The sequence below is a fragment of the Variovorax raffinosi genome (assembly GCF_051216615.1).
Taxonomy (GTDB): Bacteria; Pseudomonadota; Gammaproteobacteria; order Burkholderiales; family Burkholderiaceae_C; genus Variovorax.
In genome coordinates this window covers 195,025-210,406 of record NZ_JBPJZR010000009.1, presented here as the reverse complement: position 1 = coordinate 210,406, position 15,382 = coordinate 195,025, and the positions used below count along the sequence as shown (strand labels likewise).

At 63.8% G+C, this 15,382-nt stretch carries 14 protein-coding genes; 3 read left to right on the top strand and 11 right to left on the bottom strand.

What is annotated here, in order from left to right; translation table 11 throughout:
* The first annotated feature begins 138 nt into the window (after window positions 1-138).
* Entirely contained in the window at window positions 139-447 is a 309-nt protein-coding gene (locus ACSFB7_RS25335; protein ID WP_435475052.1) for a double zinc ribbon domain-containing protein, read from the top strand.
* A gap of 68 nt (window positions 448-515) precedes the next feature.
* Window positions 516-2,588, top strand: coding sequence for a PEP/pyruvate-binding domain-containing protein (locus ACSFB7_RS25330; RefSeq protein ID WP_435475051.1), 2,073 nt, complete (start codon window positions 516-518; stop codon window positions 2,586-2,588).
* Window positions 2,589-2,625: 37 nt separating this feature from the next.
* Here ACSFB7_RS25330 and ACSFB7_RS25325 read toward each other — a convergent pair whose 3' ends face one another.
* The 6 genes from ACSFB7_RS25325 to ACSFB7_RS25300 form a co-directional block, all read right to left on the bottom strand.
* The gene (locus ACSFB7_RS25325; RefSeq protein WP_435475050.1) at window positions 2,626-3,042 is read right to left on the bottom strand and encodes an enhanced serine sensitivity protein SseB C-terminal domain-containing protein; all 417 of its coding nucleotides are present in this window, start codon (window positions 3,040-3,042) and stop codon (window positions 2,626-2,628) included.
* Window positions 3,043-3,076: 34 nt separating this feature from the next.
* On the bottom strand, window positions 3,077-3,895 hold the full coding sequence (locus ACSFB7_RS25320) for an alpha/beta fold hydrolase (RefSeq protein WP_435475049.1): 819 nt from the start codon (window positions 3,893-3,895) through the stop codon (window positions 3,077-3,079).
* Window positions 3,885-4,490 (bottom strand): TetR/AcrR family transcriptional regulator, encoded by a 606-nt coding sequence (locus tag ACSFB7_RS25315; RefSeq protein ID WP_435475048.1) that lies wholly within the window; start codon window positions 4,488-4,490, stop codon window positions 3,885-3,887. The genes ACSFB7_RS25320 and ACSFB7_RS25315 overlap by 11 nt, the downstream gene beginning before the upstream one ends.
* A 60-nt stretch (window positions 4,491-4,550) precedes the next feature.
* Window positions 4,551-6,503, bottom strand: a complete 1,953-nt coding sequence (locus tag ACSFB7_RS25310) for a TRAP transporter large permease (protein ID WP_435475046.1) — start codon at window positions 6,501-6,503, stop codon at window positions 4,551-4,553.
* The gene (locus ACSFB7_RS25305) at window positions 6,500-7,168 is read right to left on the bottom strand and encodes a TRAP transporter small permease subunit (protein ID WP_435475044.1); all 669 of its coding nucleotides are present in this window, start codon (window positions 7,166-7,168) and stop codon (window positions 6,500-6,502) included. The genes ACSFB7_RS25310 and ACSFB7_RS25305 overlap by 4 nt, the downstream gene beginning before the upstream one ends.
* A gap of 96 nt (window positions 7,169-7,264) precedes the next feature.
* On the bottom strand, window positions 7,265-8,374 hold the full coding sequence (locus tag ACSFB7_RS25300) for a TRAP transporter substrate-binding protein (protein WP_435475042.1): 1,110 nt from the start codon (window positions 8,372-8,374) through the stop codon (window positions 7,265-7,267).
* A gap of 213 nt (window positions 8,375-8,587) precedes the next feature.
* Here ACSFB7_RS25300 and ACSFB7_RS25295 point away from each other — a divergent pair, with 213 nt between their 5' ends.
* Window positions 8,588-8,998 (top strand): rhodanese-like domain-containing protein, encoded by a 411-nt coding sequence (locus ACSFB7_RS25295; protein ID WP_435475040.1) that lies wholly within the window; start codon window positions 8,588-8,590, stop codon window positions 8,996-8,998.
* 11 nt (window positions 8,999-9,009) lie between these two features.
* Here the strand turns inward: ACSFB7_RS25295 and ACSFB7_RS25290 are convergent, their stop codons facing one another.
* The 5 genes from ACSFB7_RS25290 to ACSFB7_RS25270 form a co-directional block, all read right to left on the bottom strand.
* The gene (locus ACSFB7_RS25290; protein WP_435475038.1) at window positions 9,010-12,135 is read right to left on the bottom strand and encodes a type I restriction endonuclease subunit R; all 3,126 of its coding nucleotides are present in this window, start codon (window positions 12,133-12,135) and stop codon (window positions 9,010-9,012) included.
* Between the two features lie 2 nt (window positions 12,136-12,137).
* A complete protein-coding gene (locus ACSFB7_RS25285; protein WP_435475036.1) occupies window positions 12,138-12,581 on the bottom strand; it encodes a DNA-binding protein in 444 nt (147 codons plus the stop codon).
* On the bottom strand, window positions 12,529-13,137 hold the full coding sequence (locus ACSFB7_RS25280) for a nucleotidyltransferase domain-containing protein (protein WP_435475034.1): 609 nt from the start codon (window positions 13,135-13,137) through the stop codon (window positions 12,529-12,531). The genes ACSFB7_RS25285 and ACSFB7_RS25280 overlap by 53 nt, the downstream gene beginning before the upstream one ends.
* A 77-nt stretch (window positions 13,138-13,214) precedes the next feature.
* Window positions 13,215-14,084 (bottom strand): GIY-YIG nuclease family protein, encoded by an 870-nt coding sequence (locus tag ACSFB7_RS25275; RefSeq protein WP_435475033.1) that lies wholly within the window; start codon window positions 14,082-14,084, stop codon window positions 13,215-13,217.
* Window positions 14,081-15,328: a restriction endonuclease subunit S gene (locus ACSFB7_RS25270; protein WP_435475031.1), complete on the bottom strand. Its 1,248-nt coding sequence runs from the start codon at window positions 15,326-15,328 to the stop codon at window positions 14,081-14,083. The genes ACSFB7_RS25275 and ACSFB7_RS25270 overlap by 4 nt, the downstream gene beginning before the upstream one ends.
* Window positions 15,329-15,382 lie beyond the last annotated feature (54 nt).

Here is a 15,382-nt window from a genome sequence, read left to right as displayed (position 1 = left end):
CCGAGGGCTATTGAAAGCACGCGCTTGACCCTGAAGCTGCTTCAAGGATTCCACTTGCGTCAGGCCCTGCGGGAATCCATCGCCACCGGCGACGTTGCCGCAGTCCTCAGTCAGCAAGAACGGGAGCAGCACATGGGCATGTTTGAAAGACTTTTCGGTGGTCATGGCGGTAGGCGGCATGGCGGCGGCGGTGGTGGCGGCCATCACGGTTCCTCCGGTGGCTACGGTGGCTATGGAAACGGCGCGCCGCCATCGAACAACAACAACGGAGGCGGTGCCGCATGCCCGGCCTGCCGCACGGCCAACGCGCCCGGCGCGCGCTTCTGCCAGCAATGCGGCACGTCGATGCTGCCAGCCGCATGCGGCAAGTGCGGCACCACGATGCAGGCCGGCGCGAAGTTCTGCGGCCAGTGCGGCCAGTCGTCGGAGGCTGCGTCGCGCGGCTGACAGCGGGGGGAGAACCCGGCATCTGCCGCGAGCGAGAATCCGCGCTCGTCGGCAATGAGGGACTCTCCATGAAGAATGACCGCACCGCGCATCCAGCGGGCAAGGCACAAGATCGAGGCAATGCAGGAGCGATGAAGACGCTGGGCTGGGTTGCAGGCCTGGCGCTTTGCGCAATGGCGGCCATGGCACCAGCCAGCGCGCAACTCGCGCGCAAGCCGTCTTACTACCAGCAGCAGAACCAGCCCCAGCCCGAAGGCCCCGCCGCGCAACTGGTGCCGCGCCCGGCCGTGCCGTCGTCGCTGCCCGCGTTGCGCAGCCAGGGCGACTTCGACACGCTCGCGCGCGTCTACGACGCCGGCACACCGATGCAACTGGCCCACGTGCTGTTCGTGATCGACCGGCAGGCCAAGCCGGCGCGCATGTACTACATCGACACGCCGCGCTACCAGCTGCACGTGCGCTTTCTGCGCGACACCCGGCTCACGCCCAACACCATCAAGCGCGAGATCGACCGCAACTACCTCGTGCCCGACCGGCGCTTTCTGTTCGGCACGCTGAGCTGGCAGCAGAACATCGGCACCTTCACCTATGAATTCTGGGAAGGCGACCGGCTCACCGCGCCGCTGCTGCGGCAGGCCGATGCGCAGATCAAGGCCAGCTTCTTCGGCCCCGTGAAGTTCAAGACCAACTCCACGCTGCACGAGCGCGTTGCGAAGGAAACCGGGCTCGACTACGTGAGCCAGGAAGCGCTGATCCGCGAGCAGCCCTACATGCCGATGAACCTCGGCACCGCCACCGGCCGCGTGCGCATCGTGGACGAAGCCGCGAGCGCCAACGCACTGAACGCGCTGCTGCCCGACGACATCGCCGTGCTGCGCCAGGTGCCGATCGGCCTGCCGCCCGTGGCGGGCGTGCTGACCGAGCGGCCATCGACCGCGCTGTCGCACGTCAACCTGCTCGCCAAGGGCTGGGGCATTCCGAACGCCTACGTGCGCGACGCCGCGACCGTGTTGAAGGAACACGCAGGCCAGTGGGTGGCGCTCAAGGTCGCGGCCTCCGGCTACCAGGTGCGCCGGCTCACGCCCGAAGAAATCGCGGCGCTGCCGCCGCGCGCCGTGCGCACCGCATCCACCGGCGCCACGCCCGGCGGCGCGAAAGCGATCAAGCCCGACCTGCGCGAAACCCGCCTGCTGCCGCTCGCCGCGCTGCGCGCGCGCAACAGCGCGCAATGCGGCACCAAGGCCGCGAACCTCGGCGCCATGCTGGCTGCGCACATTCCCGGCACATCGGTGCCCGACGGCTTCTGCATTCCCTTCGCGCACTACGACCGCTTCATGCGCAGCAACGGCCTGGCTGATCGCATCGCACGCATGCAGCAGCAACCCGGCTTCGCGAGCGACCCGCAGTTGCGGCAGAAGGCGCTGGCGCAACTGCGCGACGAAATCGTGCAATGGCCGGTCGATGCAGCCACCGCGGCGGCGTGGCGTGCCGCATGGCAGGCGCAGTTGGGTGGTGGCGGCGTGTTCGTGCGCAGCTCGTCCAACTCCGAAGACCTGCCCGGCTTCAGCGGCGCGGGGCTCTACACCACCATGCCCAACGTCAAGACCGGCGACGCGCTCGAAGTTGCGGTGAAGAAGGTGTGGGCCTCCGTGTTCAACCCCGAGGCTTGGGAGGCGCGCAGCGCCGCGGGCTTCGGCGCCGAGTCGGTGCTGATGGGCGTCTTCGTGCAGACCGCCATCGACTCGACCAACGCCGGCGTGATGATCACCCGCGACCCTTTCGATGCCGGGCATCCGCATGTGACCTACATCTCGGCCAAGCGCGGCATCGGCATCCGCGTGGTCGAAGGCAAGCGCGTGGCGGAACAGGTGATGTATTCGAGCTGGTCGAAGGCCATCCAGGTGCTGAGCCGCTCGGCGGAAGAGACTTCGCTTCAGCTCGACAAGGATGGCGGGGTGAAGGAAGTGCCCGTGGAAGCCGGCCGCAACGTGCTGACCGATGAACTGGTGGTGCGGCTCGCCAACGTGGGCGCGGCGGTGAAGCGCACCTTCAACGCAGTCGATCAGGACATCGAATGGGCGACGGTGGGTGACAGGATCGTGCTGCTGCAGGCGCGGCCGTATGTGGAGCGGCGCCGTTGATGGTGGCTGCGCATCGGCTGTCGCCGAAGCGTACCGCTCACGATGCCCGCGTCTTGCCGAAGAGGCTCGCGAAGAAGCCTGCTTTCCTGGCGCGAACCGGCTCGCTGCGGCGCGCGTAGAAAACGATGGCTTCGTCGGTGAAAAAAGTTTCGGTGATCGGCGCGATCGAGATGGGCCATCGGCCCGCGGGCACGCCTTCCAGTGCATTCAGCACTTCGCGTTCGTCGGCATGCGGCTCTCCATCGGTTGTGTGCCAGCCGATGACGTAGGTGAAGTACGGCTCGCCTTCCGAGGGGCGAACCTCCATCAGCCCGAGCTGCGCGCGTTGCACATGAGGACGTGCTTCGAACAGGGATGTCAGTCGTGCAATCGCTTCGTCAGGTTGCTCCGCGGGGACGCCGATCCGGATATGCGTTCCCGCAGGAATGGTGACGTTCAGAAAGCTGTAGGCCATGGCGTGATTTCTCGATGTCGGAGTGTGCGTTCCGTCATTCTCGGGTTGTCGGTGCGAGAAATTCTTCGAGTTCATTGCCGACGAGGCGGGTGGCTTCCAGCGGCAGCCAATGCCCGTAGCCGCTGTAGCGACGCACCGTTTGCGCGCCGAAGCGGTCGGCGAACGCGGGTGCGATGTACGGATCGTCGTCGCTCCACAGAACCAGAAAGGGGATGAGCGATGCGAGTTCTCGCAACTGCGTGTCCCAGCCCTCGAAGTGCGACAGCTCGGTGGCCCGAAAGAACCGCAGTGCCATCTGCTTCATGGACGGCGTGATCCGGTCGTAGATCCGGTCGATCTGTTCGCCGGTCAACCGGCTCGCGCCTTTCTTCATCTCCCTTGTGAACGCGCGCCGGGTCGTCAGGCGCTGGGCCAGCTCGCCGAGAAAGGGCGTGCGCCAGATCTTGTGCAGGCGCGTCCAGCGATAGTCCGGCGAAAAGGCCGTATTGAAGATCGCGATGCGCCTGAGCTTCTCGGGATGCCTGACCGCCCAGGCCAGGCCGAACTGGCCGCCGATGTCGTGCACCACCAGGCTGACAGGCTCCTGCAGGCGAAGCTGGACCACGAGTGCATCGACGAATGCGGCCAGATGTTCCAGCGTGCAATCGAAGCCCGGCGCGGCAACCGACTGTCCGTAGCCCGGCAGATCGGGTGCGATGCAGCGGTGGTTCGGCTGCAACCGGTCGATGAGTCCACGCCAGATGTCGCAGGTGTCGGGGTTGCCGTGCAGGAACAGCACCGGAGGTCCTTCCCCTTCGTCGACCACATGCACCCGGGAGCCGTCGACGGTGAGCATCGATGTCTTATTTTTCATGGGCGGTCGCACCTGCAACGATGAAGCGCAGCATGTGGCTGAGCACGCTGTCGAAGTTGGGGGACGCATCGAACTTGCCGGCAAGCTGCAGCGACACGGCGCCGTGGATCGCGCTCCAGAAGACCCGGCCCAGCAGGCGAGGGTCGCCGGAGATGGCACCGTCTTCCACCAGGCGTTCCAGCGGCGCGGCCATGATCCGCTCCGCACGCTGCGCGGCGCGCGCCAGGTCCGGAAAGTGCGACATCTCGGGATGCGGCCGGTCGAACATGAGCCGGTACGCCCCGGCGTTTTCGAAGGCAAAGCGAAGGTAGGCCTCGCGCACCGAGGCCGATCGCTCGGAGGCACTGCCGGAAATTGCAAATGCGGCTTCCAGCGATGCCGAGAAGCGATCCAGCGCCGCCGCCGTGACCGCCGCAAGAATTTCATTCTTGTCCCGGAAGTACCGGTAGGGCGTCATGGCGCTGCAGCCGAGTTGTTGCGCAAGCTGGCGCACCGTGACGCCATCGACCCCATGCTCGGCAAAGGAGCGTTCCGCAACGGCCAGAAGACGACGGCGGAAGTCCTGGACCTCCTCGTCGGACAGTGCTTTTCGCATTCGGCTCCTTGATTAATTTACGCCATAAAATATACGGCGTAAATTGAATCAGGGCAAGCGTCATCCGTACAGGTACTGCGGCAGCCAAAGCGTCAGCCCCGGCCAGATGTACATGAACACCATGCAGAGAATCACGATCAGCATGTACGGCATCATCCCGGCGAATATCTGGTTGATCGTCACGTGCGAAGGCGACACCCCTTTCAGATAGAAGGCCGACATCGCCACCGGCGGCGACAGGAAGGCCGCCTGCAGGTTCACGAACACCAGCACGCCGAACAGCAGCGGGTCGATCTGGAAGTGCGCGAGCAGGGGCAGGAAGATGGGCACGAAGATCACGATGATCTCGGTCCACTCCAGCGGCCAGCCGAGGATGAAGATGATGGCCTGCGACAGCAGCAGAAACTGCAGCGGGCTCAGGTTCATGCCCAGCACCCACTCTTCGATGATGCGTTGGCCGCCCAGCAGCGCGAACACGGCCGAGAACAGCGCCGAGCCCACGAACAGCCAGCACACCATCGACGTGGTCTTGAGCGTGAGGAACACCGCTTCCTTCGTCTTCTTGAAGTCCAGCGTGCCCGCCTGCCATGCCATGAGAAAGGCACCGGCCGCGCCGACGGCGGCCGACTCGGTGGCGGTGGTGATGCCGAACAGGATCACGCCCAGCACCACCAGCGTGAGCGTGGCGAGCGGCATGACCGACGACACCAGCATGCGCAGGATCTCGAACTGCTCCGCATCCATGTGCCAGTAGTACCAGCCGAGCAGCGCGAGCGTGAAGAGGCTGGCCATCAGGAAGCCTGTGTAGAAGGCCTCGGGGACTGCGGCGGTCTTCGGTGCATCGACGGTTTCGCCGAGTTGCTGCAGGCCACCCTCGGCCGATGGCGGGGGCGCGGAGGTTTCGCTGCCGGGCGGTTCTTCGACACCACCGGGAGGCTCCTGCAGGCCGCCTTCCGATGCGGGCTCCTTCTGCGCGTCATCGGTCGGTGGTTCGGCAAGGCCGGTGCCGCTGTCCGATGAAGACGATGCCTCGGGCAGCGTCGCAGCCGCTCCTGCAGCCGCTTTCTGCGTCGCCTGCTGCTGTTCCGCGACAACCGGCGCGTTGTTGTTGTCCTTCTGCGAGTAGATCGTCACGTACCACCACACAGAGCCCAGCGTGGTTGCGGCCAGCGCCAGCGGCACCAGCGCATTCAGCAGGCTGCGCAGTAGCAGCCACCAGGTGATGCGCACGCCATCGACTGCACCGCGCAGCGCGCGCCCCGGCGACACCACGGCCGCGAGCAGCGCCGGCAGCATGCGCGGCGAATAGCTCTGCGCGATGTGCGCGACCCACGGCGTGATCGGCGCGCGCTGCTTGTCGGGAGACAGCTTCGGCGCCACCTTGGGCTGCAGCATCGCCCAGCCGATCACGTAGATCAGGTACAGGAAGGCCAGGAAGAAACCCGGGAACATCGCAGCCGCATAGAGCTTGACCACCGACTGCCCGGCCACGGCCGCGTACACGATGATCATCACCGAGGGCGGAATCAGGATGCCGAGCGTGCCGCCGGCCGTGATGACGCCGGCGGCGAGGCGCGTGTCGTAGCCCGCGTTGAGCATCGGCCGCATCGCGATCACGCCCATCAGCACCACCACCGCGCCGACCAGTCCGCTGGCGATACCCCAGAAGGTGCAAACGATCAGCGTGGTGACCGCGAGCGAACCCGGTACGCGGCGAAAGGCCAGCTGCACGCTGTGGAACATTTTGTCGACCAGCGCGCCGCGCTCCATCACGTAGCCCATCAGCACGAAGAGCGGAATGGACAGCAGCGTCTCGTTGGTCATTGCACCGAAGGCCCGCTGCACCATCAGGTCGAAGACCTTGTTGTCGAGCCAGGGCATAGCCGGGTCGTAGAAGGCGATGAAGCCGAAGAACATGCCCAGGCCCATCAGCGTGAACGCGGTGGGAAAGCCCAGCATGATCACGACCACGATGAGGCCGAGCATCGCCAAGCCGAGTGCGGGCTCGCTCATGCGGCACCTCCCGTCGTGTCGCTCTTGCGTTGTTGCGCGGCCTGCTCGATGGCCTTGGCCTTTTCGATCACCTCGCGCTTGTCGGCTTCGTCGACGTAGCTGCTGCCGGCGAGTTGCTCACCCACCACGTCCATCTCTTCCGCGTCCTTCAGGCGCGGCGTCCACACGCCGGTCTTCAGGCACAGCACGCAGCGCACCATCTCGGCGATGCCCTGCACCAGCAGCACGGCACCGGCCAGCGGAATGACGAACTTGAAGGGGTAGACCGGTATCGGGTCGGCATTGAAGGTCTGCTCGCGCATCGCGAGCGACTCGCCGAAGTAGGTCCAGCCCGACCAGGTGAGCGCCACCACGCCGGGCAGGAAAAAGAGCGCGAACAGCACGAGGTCGAGCGCGGCCTGCGTGCGCGGCTTCATGCTGCCGTAGAAGAAGTCGCCGCGCACATGGCCCGCCTGCGCGAGCGTGTAGGCGCCGCCCATCATGAAGAGCGTGCCGTAGAGCATGTTGTTGGCATCGAAGATCCAGGCGGTGGGCGCGTTGAGCGCGTAGCGCTTGAACACCTCGCCGCACACCAGCAGCATCAGCGCCACGATGAGCCACGAGAAGGTTTTGCCGATGACCATGCTGAACCGGTCGACGGCGTGGAGAAAGCGTTGGATGGTCATGAAGGCATGGCAGGCAGAAGAAGAGCACGCATCAGAAAGCCAGCCAACCGAAGCACTCCGGTTGGCTGGCGCGAACGGCCGCTAGCGGCAGATTCCTCAGGCCTTCTTTTTCCCGAAGTAGTGCGCGTAGGCCATCTTGAAATCGACGCCGTAGTCGTTCTGCCACTGCAGCGCGCGCTCGGCGAACTCGCGCTGCGACGCCAGCACCTTCTTGAACAGCGGGTTCTCTTCGGACTTCTTCGCCACCGTCTTGTCCCATGCCGCGAGCTGCGCGCGCAGCACCGCGTCGGGCGTCTTGTAGAACTTGATGCCGGCCTTCTTCATGTCGGCGTAGTCCTGCGAATTGCGCTGCACCGCCTTCCAGCTCATGTCGGCGCTGGCGGCCTGCACGGCGTAGTCGATGATGGAACGCAGCTCCTGCGGCATCGCCGTGTACTTGCCCTTGTTGAACAGCACCTCGAACTGTTCGCCCGACTGGTGAAAGCTCTGCAGCATGCAGTTCTTCACCACGTCGGGAAAGCCGAGCACGCGGTCGCTCGATGCGTTGTTGAACTCGGCCGCGTCAATCAGCCCCCGATCGAGCGCGGGCACGATCTCGCCGCCGGGCAGCGGGTTCACGGCCGTTCCCATCTCGGTGAACATGTCGACCGCAAGCCCGACGGTGCGGAACTTCAGGCCCTTCATGTCCTCGACCTTCGCCACCGGCTTCTTGAACCAGCCCAGCGGCTGCGTGGGCATGGGGCCGTACAGGTACGACACCACTTCCATGTTCAGGCTCTTGTAGATCTCTTCGAGCAGCACCTTGCCGCCGCCGTAGTTGTGCCAGGCCAGCACGGTGTTGGCGTCCATGCCGAAGCCCGGGCCGGAGCCCCACAGCGCGAGTGCCGAGTTCTTGCCGTAGTGGTAGGCCACCACGCCGTGGCCGCCGTCGAGCGTGCCCTTGTTGACGGCCTCCAGCAACTGGAACGCGGGCACCACGGCACCCGAGGGCAGCACTTCGATCTTCAGGCGGCCGCCCGCCATGTCATTGACCTTCTTGGCGAAGTCGTTGGCGTACTCGTGGAAGATGTCCTTCGCCGGCCAGGTGCTCTGGAAGCGCAGCGAGGTGGTTTGCGCCGTGCTGATCATCGGCACGGACATGGCGCCCGCGGCCACGGCCGCGCCCTTGAGCAGCCCGCGACGGCGGGGCAGTTTGGTGTCTGTCATGTTGTCTCACTCCATAGCGTTCGTTCTGGGAAACCCAGGCCGCCGTCTTGGAGTTATGTTTGACAGGCCAAGCCGCCATCTTTGGGGCTGAGGAAAACGTGACAAACAGGGTTTTCACGAACCGGTGAAAAATTCCACCATCCGGCGGATGCCACCCAAGGTAAAGATGGCCGCCGCCCCGGACTAACCCTCTTGATTGAAGGACGCAGAAAGATGAATGCAACGGTTGAAGACAAAGGCTACGCGGGCGATGTAACGCCGGAGCAGGCCGCGCAGTGGCTGGCAAGCGGCGAGGCCGTGATGGTCGACGTGCGCACCGACGCCGAGCGCGAATGGGTCGGCTATGTGCCGGGCGCCGTGCCGCTGGCGTGGAAGCAGTGGCCGGGCATGGCGCTGAACCCGGCCTTCGACGATGGTGTGCGCGCGGCGGGCGAAGGGGGCAAGAAGCTGGTGCTGTTGTGCCGCAGCGGTGTTCGTTCCATTGCTGCTGCGAAGCGCGCGACCGAACTGGGGGTGGTGGCTTACAACATCCTCGAAGGCTTCGAGGGGAATCCGGATGCAGACGGGCATCGCGGGTTGATCGGTGGGTGGCGCAAGCGCGGGCTGCCCTGGAAGCAGAACTGAACCCGCGTCCGCTACGAGGCCGAAGGCCTTGTGCCTCCGCTGCCTGAGCGTGCTCGCAGTGCCTCGTACAGCTGTGCGGGGCCAAGCAGGATGTCTTTCAGCCCATCACGCACACGTTCCGAGCCCAAGGCCTGAGAGCTCATGGTCTGGTGTGCCTCGAAGGCGTCGATGATCGCGTCCATGAGGGCTTTGCCCAGGTCCGGCGAGTTTGCGAACTGCTCCTTGCTGTTGCTGGCCGCCTGTTGGACCAGGGTCTCGTTCTCCAGCAGCTTGCCCTTCAGCACGCCGTTGATGTACACGAGCTGGTCGTCATCGGTCAGCTCTCCTTGAAAGAGGCCGTTCACCTTCTCGATGATCTCGACCAGGTAGACCGCCTCTTTCTCCTGCACAAGGCCAGTGCCCACCGCGTCCATGGGGGCTAGCTTGTAGGTGCCATCCGCATTCAGCCCCATCGGCTGCTTGCCCCGGCTCTTCAGTGTGTGATGGGTCAGCACCACCTTGGACAAGTCCACGGTGTCGCGTTCTCGGCCGAAGTCCAGCAGTGGAACGAGCCGCTTGTAGAAGAGAAAGCGTTTCTCGATGCCTGTGTTGCCGTAGTCGAAGATCTGGCTCAGGAAGGCATACAGGCGCACGTAGGCACCCATGTCGTTCTTGAATAGCAGCAGCGCGTCCAACTGGTCCTTGGCTGTTTGAGCGGCCTTGTGGTCGTGCTTCTCCTCGGCTGCCGCCAGATCTTGCTGCGCGGCCTTGTAGCGCTTGAGCAGGCGGTCGGCCACGGGCGCGATGGCGGCGTCGAGCTGCTTCTGCGTGCCGTTCGGGTCCAGATCCACCTTGGCCACGCGGTCCACCTCGTACTCGTCGTAGTAGCCCGTGGCGTCCAGCTTGGCGCGCAGGTCGTAAACCTGATGCGGGTCGGTCACCGTCTCCAGTTCGGCCGTCTTGTAGTAGGTCTTGAAGGCCGTGAGGATTTCCGCCGGCTCGTTGACGAAGTCCAGTACATAGGTCGTGTCCTTGCCGGGGTAGGCACGGTTCAGCCGCGAGAGCGTCTGCACGGCCTGGATGCCGCCCAGCATCTTGTCCACGTACATGCCGCACAACAGCGGTTGGTCGAAGCCCGTCTGGAACTTGTTGGCAACCAGCAGCAGGTGGTAGTCCTGCCCCTTGAACACTTCACGGATGTCGCGCCCACGCAAGCCCGGGTTCAGTACGTCGTGGGTCTCGGTGACGGCATCGGGAAAGCTTTCGGGGTCATTCACCTCGCCTGAAAAGGCCACCAGCACGCCCAATGGATAGTTCTGCCTGGTGATGTAGGCGCGGATGGCCTTCTGCCAACGCACGGCCTCCTTGCGACTGCCGACGACCACCATGGCCTTGGCTCGGCCTTCCAGCAGCGGCTGCACGTTCTCCCGATAGTGCTCGACGACGATCTGCACCTTGCTGGCGATGTTGTAGGGGTGCAGCCGTACCCACTGCATCAGGCCCTTCATCGCCGTGTTGCGCTCGACCTGCTTGTCGTCCCACTCCTGACCGTCGTGGGCCAGCTTGAACGCGAGCTTGTAGCTGGTGTAATTTTTCAGCACATCGAGGATGAAGCCCTCTTCGATGGCCTGGCGCATCGAATAGACGTGGAAGGGCTGGGGCAAACCGTCTGGCCCCTTGCGCCCGAAAAGCTCCAGCGTCTTGGCCTTTGGCGTGGCGGTGAAGGCCACGTAGGTAAGGCTTCCATTGCCACTCCCGCCAGCACGCGCCTCCATCTGCGCGGCCAGCAGCGCCTCGGTATCCACCTCGCCGCCATCTTGCAACTCGGCCCATTCCTGCGCCGAGAGCAGTTGCTTGAGCTTGGCCGCTGCCTCGCCAGTCTGCGAGCTGTGTGCCTCGTCGGCAATCACCGCGAAGCGCTTGCCCTCGGTAGCGGCCAGCCTCTGCACTTCCTGCAAGGCAAAAGGAAAGGTCTGGATGGTGCAGACGATGATTTTCTTGCCGTCTTTCAGCGCCTGGCCGAGCTGCGCGCTCTTGCTGCCGTGCTCGTTGGTGATGCTGGCCACCACACCGGTGGTGCGCTCGAAGTCAAAGATGGCCTCTTGCAACTGCGCGTCCAGCACCGTGCGGTCGCTGACCACCAGCACGCTGTCGAACAGCTTTTGATGTTGCGCGTTGTGCAGATCGGCCAGGAAGTGCGCCGTCCACGCAATCGAGTTGGTCTTGCCCGAGCCGGCCGAATGCTGAATGAGGTAGCGCTCGCCCGGCCCCTTGTCGAACACATCCGCCACCAGGCTGCGCGTGGCGTCGAGCTGGTGATAGCGGGGGAAGATGACCGCCTGCGGCTGCTTCTTGTCGTCGCGTTTGCAGATGAGGTAGCGGTGCAGGATGTCCAGCCAGCTTTCGCGAGCCCACACCTCTTCCCACAGATAGGCGGTGGCAAACCCCTCTGGATTGGGGGCGTTGCCAGAGCCGCCTGCATTGCCGCGGTTGAAGGGCAGGAAGGTCGTTGCCGGTCCGGCCAGCCGGGTCGTCATCATCACTTCGGACTGGCTGACCGCGAAGTGCACCAGTGCCCCGCCCGGGAAACCCAGCAGCGGCTCCAGCACGCCGCCCTTGGGTTGCGGATGTCGGTCGAAGCGGTATTGGTCCACGGCATCCTGAACGTTCTGCGTGAAGTTGCTCTTCAACTCCACCGTGGCCACGGCGATGCCATTGAGGAACAGCACCAGGTCCAGTTCGTCCTTCGGACTGTTGGGAGAGTGGCAAACCTGCCGTACCACGCGCAGCCGATTGGCTGCGTACTTCGCCTGAATGTTGGGGTTGATCGCCAGGGCGGGCTTGAACTGGGCCAGTTCCAGCGGCTCCCTGAGGCCAAGCATTTCCACACCCCTGCGCAGCACGTCCAGCGTGCCCCGCTCATTCATGCTCTTGCGCACGCGCTCGGCCAGCACTTGGGGCAGCGCGGAGCCATGTGTCCTGGAAAGGCGCTGCCAACTGTCGGTTTGCGTGGTCTCCACCCAGGCCAGCAGGTCGGGCAGAAACAGCCCATGGGTGCGGTCGAACTGCGCGGCATCCCCTTCGGCATACAGCCAACCGTTGGCGGCCAAGTGAGCGCAGATTTCACGCTCGAAGTGGTGTTCCTGGTGCAGATTCATGGCTAGGTCAGGAGGTCAGGTCGATGGGCTCGGAGCCAGTTTTCGGCACTGGCCAGCAATTGCGCGGCTTGCTCGATGCAGGCCTGCAGCGTGGCGGTGGAAACCGGGTCACCTTCATAGTCGCTCACATTGCGCTGCCGACGCAGCGCATCGAGCACGATGATCTGCGGCTGCGCCACACCCAGCGTCAGGCCCAGGCTCTGGATGGCCGTCTGGTGATGGCCAGGTTGGCTGGTGGACGTGCGGTAGCCGTTGGCCCATAAAGCCAGCATCGCGCATTGCATGATGCATTTGTAGGCCGCGTCGAATCGGTTGTCGGTGCTGACTTGCGTAATGTGCGCGTCAGCCAGATTTCGCCGCGCCGCCTGAAGCAGCTTGGCGATGCCCGCGGCATCAGGCTGGTGGGCCTGCAGCCGCCCGATCGCCAGCAAGTTCTGCAAGCTCATCGGCTCCTCCCTTCACAAGCAATTTTGGTTTGGCCAGTATGTCGCGCGCGAATGCATCGCCACTGCGCGCGCGTTGCGCAAATTCCTCGGGCGTGTAGAGCACCGTGTTCACCTCGCGGCCCAGTGCCGCATGCAGAGGAAACACCGCCTGTGCCAGCGTCATGAAGTCCACGCTGCCCAGCACCAGCAGGTCGACATCGCTACCCGGCGAGGGCGTGCCGCGCGCCACCGAGCCAAACACCAGCGCCAACCTGATCTGCGCATCCAGCGGCGCCAGCGCTTCGCGCATGGCAGGCACCACGCCATGTGTCTTGCGAAACATTGCGGCTAGATCGGCGAACAGAGGGTGGCTCGTGTTTGCGCTGTAACGCACCTGATTGCCTTGTTCGCTGCGCAGCAGCAGGCCGGTGCGTGCCAGCTTGTCGACCTCTCGCGCCAGCGTGCCTGCATGGCTGTCGGTCAGGCGCGCGAGTTCCCGCAGATGGAAGGCCGACTGCGATTGCAGCAGCAGCACCGCCAGCGCACGCTGCCGCGCGGCGGGGAACAGGAGGTCCATCAGGGAAGAGTCGTTGCTCATTAGGCGACGATTGTTGCTAATAAGGCGACATTCGACAAGCCCAAGGCATCAAGTGCTCAGGCGCCGATGGCTTGTCGCTTGGCTGCATCCAGGGTCTGGCCGGCGTGGTCCTTCCACTCGATCCAGCCATTGGCCGAGCGGCCCAGCAGGGCCACTGCAGCCGTGCTGGGGGAGCGGAACAGGTGATCGCGGGCGAAAACCACGGTGTCACCATCGATCTTCATCACGCCGTCGCTGACAAGCTTGTCGCGAAAGCTCTCATTGCTCGTGCCCTGGATGGACGACATCTGTTGCCGGCGCCCCACCGAGCCGGCCAGCACAACAAAGCCTTCGTTCGTGTACAGCCCCCTGCCTTCCACACCGCCCGAGCGGCAGTAGAAAAGCTCGGTCTTGACCGCGCGCCCGTCTGGCTGAGGCAGCGACACGAACAAGGGGTGGCCCAGCGTCGCCAGCAAGGTTTGGCCGGTTTCAAAGACCTCACGGCAATCGGCTTCCAGCGGCGCGGGTGTGTGTGGCCGGCTGCCCGCGTTGGCGTTCAGGTCGTTGTAGCGGCCCACCTTGCGCGCGGTGTCGATGCTCAGCCACTCCAGGAACAGCGCATGCGTCTGCGTCAGCGAGTGCGTGCGCGACACCAGTACCAGCACCCGTTCCCAGAAATCCTTCTTGTTGTCGTGCTCGGCCAGGCGTGCGCGCAAATCGCTCGTCTGGCCGATGTAGACCTGCGGCGCGCTGCCGTCCTCGGGCACCGCGACGAGGTAATACACGCCGACCTGTGTGCTTTCGGCCATCTTGAAGAACTCGGGCAGGCGCTTGCGTGGCACCTCGATCAATTGAACGATGCGAGTCGTGATCTCTGCGACGCGAATGCCCGTGGGTTCTCCGCTTGGCAGAAAGATCTGGATGGTTTTGGGGCTGGCGTTGCTCATGGGTTTGCCTCGACAGCGACGGCGCCGCGCACGTCGATCTGGCCGGTGACGGCGGCGGCGATGAGGGCGCTGCGGCGTTCTTTCAATAGCACTATGGCGCGCTGGGAGTTGACAGATAAAGCATCAAACCGATTGGATTCAGCTTGAAGAAACTCGATGATCTCGGTCTGCTCGTCGAGGTTCGGCAACGGCAACCGCAACTCTAGAACGATGCTTTGTCCAATATTCAACATCGAATTACTAGCCCCCGTGGCATCGAGTTCAATTTGCGACCTTGCTTCCCGCGTACCAAGGAAAGCTGCCGCGAAATCCGGCAGACATTCATCAGGGGTTAGTCGTAAGCGATATAGCTTGTCGCATAAGAGCAATCGGTCAAAGTCGGCCTGGACCACTGCAGCGCCGCCAACAAGCTCTCTTGTATTCGCCCTGGAAATCAGCAGGTCGCCTTTCTTAAGAGCGAACTCAGGCAAAGGGACGAGCTCGGCGGGGAGCTTCTTATTTTCTGTGTGATCGAACGTTCCGCCGTTCACGCAGCCCACTTTGAGTACTCCCCACTCCTCGGGGCCTTCGACAGGGAAGTTCTCGCACTGAGGGCTCCAACCTTGTTCAATGGTTGAGACGACTCGCTTAACTCTCGTGACTTCCCAATGTGCTGGCACTTCCCCAAGCCACGCTACACCGGAATCCTTCATCGAGGCGTTGGGGTTGAGGCCGCGGGTGACGGTGCGGGAGATAGTGGCTTGGCGCTTTTCGGCCAGCAGGGCGACGAGCTTTTTCTGCTCGGCAATCAACGCGTCGATCTTGGCGGTTTCGCGGTCAAGGAAGGCCGCGATAGTGACTTGCTCGCCGCCGGGCGGGCAAGGGAATCTGTATTTGCGTAGCTGCTCGCCTGTTAGGTGGGCAATAGTTGATTGGCCATTGGTAGAGAACGCACCCGAATCTGCTGCCCATCGAAGTACATAGAACATGTACTTCGACACTTCGTCTGAGTGAATCGGACGCAGACGATGCAATGCCTTTTGGAATGCCGTTACCCCTTCAACCACTTCAACGACAGCGGCACGGCCGACTTCACCCCCTTCACAAACCAACAGGTCACCGGCTTGAACGGTGTATCGAGCGACCTCAGTCGGCGCAATGTCCATCTGAGGGAGATCTTCAAAGTTGATGCGACCCCACTGGACGTCGACATTTCTTAGATATTGGTGAAGGTTTTCCCCTGTGACACGACTGGTGTCGAGCATCTTTCCAAGGTCGGCTTGATAGCGTAGATAGAGCGGTGGAACGCTCCAATGGGA